This is a genomic window from Chitinophagaceae bacterium, from assembly GCA_007695095.1.
Classification (GTDB): Bacteria; Bacteroidota; Bacteroidia; order Chitinophagales; family REEL01; genus REEL01.
Genome location: REEL01000043.1, coordinates 1 through 6,299, shown reverse-complemented (window position 1 = coordinate 6,299; position 6,299 = coordinate 1). Strand labels below are relative to the sequence as shown.

At 36.2% G+C, this 6,299-nt stretch carries 5 protein-coding genes; all 5 read right to left on the bottom strand.

The features are described from left to right. Nucleotides 1–208 precede the first annotated feature (208 nt). Complete coding sequence (locus EA412_00895) at nucleotides 209–394, bottom strand: hypothetical protein (GenBank protein ID TVR83468.1); 186 nt, start codon at nucleotides 392–394, stop codon at nucleotides 209–211. A gap of 196 nt (nucleotides 395–590) precedes the next feature. Beyond that, nucleotides 591–3,692, bottom strand: coding sequence for a T9SS C-terminal target domain-containing protein (locus tag EA412_00890; GenBank protein TVR83467.1), 3,102 nt, complete (start codon nucleotides 3,690–3,692; stop codon nucleotides 591–593). A gap of 336 nt (nucleotides 3,693–4,028) precedes the next feature. Continuing rightward, nucleotides 4,029–4,550: a T9SS C-terminal target domain-containing protein gene (locus tag EA412_00885; protein TVR83466.1), complete on the bottom strand. Its 522-nt coding sequence runs from the start codon at nucleotides 4,548–4,550 to the stop codon at nucleotides 4,029–4,031. A 128-nt stretch (nucleotides 4,551–4,678) separates the two neighbouring features. Beyond that, the gene (locus EA412_00880; GenBank protein ID TVR83465.1) at nucleotides 4,679–5,554 is read right to left on the bottom strand and encodes a hypothetical protein; all 876 of its coding nucleotides are present in this window, start codon (nucleotides 5,552–5,554) and stop codon (nucleotides 4,679–4,681) included. A 9-nt stretch (nucleotides 5,555–5,563) separates the two neighbouring features. Continuing rightward, on the bottom strand, nucleotides 5,564–6,299 hold a 736-nt coding region (locus EA412_00875; GenBank protein TVR83464.1), incomplete at its 5' end, for a hypothetical protein.

The following is a 6,299-nucleotide window of genomic DNA, read 5'->3' as shown; positions in this document are numbered from 1 at the left end:
TTAAACTCCTTGCGTCGAACAGTAAAATTTTTCACGCAAGATTCAAGCAGCGGGTACCCCAAGTGCGGAATAAAGGCCGCATCCCCTGCTGCGAATTGGCTTCTTTATGGTCTTTAAGCTTAAAGTTTATCCAAAAAAACTGTAACACTTAGACTTTGAGAAGAAAATGGACAGCGAACAGCCTCACACCACACCGTCATTGTGAGCTTCAAAAGGGGAGCCTTGCGGGCATGCTTGAAGTGTGACAATCTCCTGATTGGGGGCAGGGGGTTTCAAAAGTTTTATCAAGCCCTTCTAACCCTTTTTTAACAAGAAATCCCTTCCCTCTTCCTGTCATGCTGACGTCAGGAAGCATCTCCGTATTAATAGGGAGATTTCTCAAAACATTTGCCATTTTCCATTTTCCATCATAATTTTGATATTTTTCTTGGGTCTTGGTCTTCTTGGAATTTGGACTCTTGGGTCTTGCGAAGCATATTTTCTATTTATTTTCTCTTGGAATTTGGTCTCTTGGTCTTCTTGGGACTTGGGTCTTTCTACACTGCCTACTGCTGCTGCCTCCTGCCTACTTTCCCTCTTGGGTCTTGCAATTACCGCTTCACAAATTTTCCTCGTACTAACGAATCATCACTTAGCACTACCCGGTAAAAGTAAATACCTTGCGGGAGGTGGTGGATGTGGATGCTGTGTTTGGAAGTGGGATGTTGCGCTTTATAGGACATAACTTCCCTGCCACGGACATCGAATATGTCTGTCTGCCGGATTTGAATATGCTCTTGTTTGGATTCGATATACAGGATTTCTCCGGCGGGGTTGGGATAGGCGGTGAAAACATCTTGCGTTTGCTTTATAGGTATAATATGACTTACTGAATCGCATGAAAGACAAACACTATCAATATAAGAACAACCATTACTTGAAGTAACGGTAAGCGTATAACATCCTTCAGCGATTTTTGAGATTGAATCAGAAAAAAGTAATAACGGCTCCCATTCAAAAGAATAAGGCTCAGCTCCTCCTGAAACTGAAGCTCCTATGGCTCCGTTATTGCATGCAGGGGATGTTGGTTGAGTTACATTGAAGTTTACAGAAGGTGTATCAATGTTACCATTAACATTTATTGATGTTAAGTTAGCACATCCAATACTGTCTGTTGCGACCAAATAATAAGTACCTTCACTATTAATTATAATAGTATCCTGCTCCACAACTTTATTTACAGGAAAAGAGAGACTACTCCATGAATAAGAAAGGCCCGGTATAGTAGAGTTAGCAATAAGCTCAACTTCCGGATGCAGACAACTAATACTATCTGCAGAAGTTAAAATTTCCAGATTAAAGTCCGGGCACTCAACTCCCTGTAATTTTATCACAAAAACCCCATTTATTTGCTGAGTTGAAGCATAAATATGCGTTTGACCACTGTGCCCTGTAATTGGCAGTTCACTAAGTATTGTTCTACCTCCAATCAACACATAGCCTTCAGAATCAATTGTAACAGCTATAATTCTATCTGTTGAGCCCCTACCAATATAAGTAGACCACTTTAGAAAACCGGTACTTGAAAATTGCAACAAAAAGCCATCCGAGTTGCCACCACCATAAGTATCCTGAAAATAAGACCCGTTTCCGGGGTTTACCGTTGGCAATGCGGGAAATGTAATTGTGCCTACAACGAAGATATTTCCATTATCATCTATTACAATATCAGTGCCGCCATTTGCAATAAAATAAGTGCTCCAAAGCAATTTACCCGTTGGATTAAACTTCAATATAAATGCACTTACCATACCGGGTTGATATTGAAAATAGGAATTGCCACCCATATCTTCCATCGGAAAATCTGAAGAAAATGTCCGACCGGTCATGTACACATTCCCTTGTAAGTCTGAGGTTACTGACGTGATATTATCATTATTGCTACCTCCAAATAATGTTGCCCACAAAAGCACTCCCATATTGTCAAATTTTAATATAAAGCCGTCTCTTGTTGTGCCATTTTTTTGATCCTGAAAATAAGCATCGTTTCCCGGGTCAAGTAGTTCAAAATTATTTGAAGTTGTATATCCAACTACATAGAGATTTCCATATATATCTATTGTTGCTTTCATAGCTGATTCCAAACTGAATCCACCATAAGTAGTTGCCCACAAACGTTCACCTGTATTACTGAATTTTAAAATAAATATTCTTCCTCGAGAAGAACTCCTCGTGTAGTGAGCGCCATTCCCAGGGTCATAAGATGGAAAAGTATGTGCTGAATTTGTCTCTCCTGCTATAAAAACATTCCCACCATTGTCCGTAACTATAGTATTAGCACGATCACCACCTAAGCCCCCATAAAAAGTAGCAAAAAGTCTGACGCCATCACTATTAAACTTAATAAAAATTATCTTATCACTAGCAATATTAGTATTCTGGAAATAAGTATTGCCACCCGGGTTAAATAGGGGGAAAACATCTGAATGTGTAGCCCCGGTAATAAAAACGTTATTATCATTATCCAGGCTAATAGCCTTACCTACATCTCTATGGTTACCGCCATAATATGTTGCCCATAAAAGTATGCCATTATTGTCAAGCTTTATGATAAACACATCTGTATGACCACCACCTTTTATGCCTTCGAAAAAGGCTCCACTGCCAGAGTCAAGAGTAGGAAAATCCGTTGACCAGGAGCTGCCAATTGCGTAAACATTGTCATGCTCATCCATTGCAAAATCATTAAAATCATCTTTACCATTTCCACCAATATAGACATCCCATTCAACTAAAGGATCTATTATTAGTATTTGTGTTTTATCGTAGGAGGAAAGTTCAATACTTACTTGTTTAGCCGGATATGATTCAGACAGTATCTTACCGTTTCTGTCATCACGCACAGTAGTTGTTACATCTTCGACAATAAACTGTGCTTCTACTTCACGCCTGTTTTCTTTCTGATAGCAATAAAGAGGCCCTTCATATAAAAAACCAAAATCACTCCCTATCGCTAAATTTTGTCCGTTTTCCTGTAAAATATCAGTTGCACCGATATATAGCAGCTTGATTTGAGCCGGATCAGCACCGGGATGCACAATAAAGTCGTATTTTAAGCCGCCATTTTTTGCTTTATCAGCTGATTGTTCAGTATAAATCACCCAATCTATTCCCGGGTATACTGATTCTATGATGATTTTTTGATATCCCTTTACATCCAATATGCCATCGGGGCAATGCGGTAAATAGTAATTATATCCCGTAATGGATGCATTAACAGTAGTGATATTCTTCTTGTTAATCTCTGCATTTTCCAAATGCATATCAATTCTTCTCCATTCATAGCTATATTTTTTTTCAGTGTTTTTATCTGTGGTTGCATCAGGAAAAATCTCATCTGAAGCTGTTGAGATTTCTTCCTCTGTTATATTGAGCAATACATACGATAAGCCCTTTTCTGTTACATAAATATCTATGCCATTAAACTCGGCTTTGAACAATACAAATGGCACAGCTTCTCCGTCATGGCCACGCATTTGCCCTTTGTTTTCTATAAAAAAAGGTTTTTGCTTATGCTGATTCAGCATATTCTCCGACTGCTGAGTTTTGAAACTATCATTATTGAATTGTCCGGCTAATGTTTTATTAAGTGTAAACATAAATACAGTGACCAGAACTGTCATTACAATATAGATTTTTGCTGATAGTTTCATAAAATTGTGTTAGTGTCCTGAGTTGAATTTAAAACTTATGATTTGCTGTATTGAAAGTGCTCAAAATGTAAAATACCAAAACAGTTTTTCCCTTTTTTCCTGCTCTTCTTTTCGCTGCATAGCAACGATTATAGCATAAATCAAGTTTAACAACTAAGCATATATTAATCAAATATAACAATCATATTTCAAAAATCAAAACCTGATTGTACTTTTGTCTTATATAATTAAAATGAAAGTAGAACATTTATAAGCCTTAATTTTGCTAATACATAAAGCAACCCCAATAGCAATATTATAAAGGCTAGTCAAAAGACAATTTTATGTCAATTTCTTTTATTGCCTAACTACTGCTTTATTTACTATGCCTTCTGCGGTGACAACACTTATAAAGTACATGCCAGATGACAGCCCGGACATGTCCACTGAAGTTTGTGTACCACTGAATGATTGTTTGCGGAATACTTCCATACCGTTAACATCATAAAGGACAATCCCGGCATCAACTATCACATCATCGAAAGCCACGATCAGCTTTCCTGATGTGGGATTGGGATAGACCGTTAAGGCAAATACAGCTTCTTCTGTTTGCATCTCCGGTGTGTCAGGTTTTGTAACTACTTCTTTAGTTGAGTGTTCTTCTTCTTGAAGTCGTAATGTTGCACCGGGTGGACAATTATCCACATTTTTACGTACTATCCGGTTACCGGCATTATCGTAATCATACTCAATATTGTAGCACTGCGGTGTTTGTGCATAAGCCACAATGCATAAGCTCAAAATCAGGGTGGTGAGGGTTAGGTGTTTCATGGTGGTTATAATTAAATTTAACATAATAATATTAGTGTTGTATTGCATTTGAAATATTGTATCGCAAGTAAAATACTTGTGATAGATGAGAATAACAGTTGTTTTGTTATTAATAATTTAAAATCTTTCTTCATGATTTTATGTGATTTCAATACAAACTGTTTTGCATTACAAAGTTATCTTAAACTTCTACTTAATACCCTATTAAAGAATCTCATATTTCTCCTAAAACCCCTATAATCTCTTCTTTTTGCTCGTAAACATTCAAATGTAAATACTGAACTTTTATAGTTTGTATCATGTATTTCATACAAGATGTACAAACCAGGACCTTTACAATTTTTTTGTGAAGCATTTTTGAATTCTCCGAAACGATTCTTAATTCTTTGTACATCCCTTTCTTTTAAAATACCTGTTTCCTTTTTTAATATTTGATAGCCTGATTCTATAGAATACTTTGCTTTGATTCTTTTAACCTTTGCAGAATTAGAGTCTTTTAAAATGTTTAATTCAGAAATAAGTATTGAATATATATTTCCCCTAAAATAGTCAATACTTGAATGTCTAATACTTATACTATTATGAGAGGTGTCTATTTTATCTACTCCAAGCTGATCAAACATATAAGACAACCTAATATCAATAATTAAGTCCCACCATACAAAAAACTCATTTGCCCTATAGTGCATGCTTTTAGCTGAATCACTATATTCAACAGGTGTAAATGACCTGTAACTTTCAATCGTATCAATGCTACTTGGCACAAATCTAAACATTGGTTTTTGTTTAATGCCTTTGTCCTCATAAGCTCCATATACAAGTATCTCCGGGTCTACATAAGTTGAGTCTCTAAAACCAATTCCAAAACTAAATTTACTATTTGGTTTTTCATACTTTGTGATGTGATAAATAGTATCATGTGTTTTAAAATAGTACCATGTAAAAGTAGTAATTACAGTATCATACTTAATATTGTTCGTATTTATTGAATAGGAGTCTATATGTATTAATACAATGGCAAAAGTAAACAATATGGCAAGCACATTATGCATATTAAATATTTAATCATTAATAAATGTAGCTCTATGATAAAATAAATCTGGTAGCCTCTGAATAGGGCGACTCTGATATTTTGTTGTTCTCAATATTACATAATCTAACCTATCAATTGATTGAATTGTAACAAACCTTCTACTTTCTACAGTATTATGACTTAAGATAGTTTGATTTTCTGGACCTGCGATTAATACCCTTCCTTTTCTATAATGAGGAATTTCAAGTTTATAGGAAAAAAATCCCTCCTCAGTCAAAGTCCAATCTTCATCTGTTAAATTTATTCTGTAAGCTCGTTTCACAAAATCATTATCTCCTATAGCATCTTTACTTGTTACCTGCATATTTCCACTTCTATCTCTAAAGACTACTATATCAATTTCTTTAGCCCCAGTCCAAAAATCTCTATCATGCTTAATAGCATCAATACCACCTGACACACCACCAATAACAAACCCACTTAAAGCGCCGTAACCACCATACTTTAATCCAATTTCCAAAGCCTTAGGATTCCCCTGAATGATTGCATTACCCGTTCCGGTTATAAAACCACCAGTAAAGCCGGAGCCTGCTCCTATTACAGCCCCACTAAAAAAACCAGTTGACATATGCGTGACACTACCCAAAGCATTACCTATTAAAGCATTATTAAGACCGATTCCAACTCCAGCAGAAGCAACTCCCGCTGCTGCACCTACCGCTAAATAACCTAATGCTTGCATAGGATTATCAATGTTATTCTGA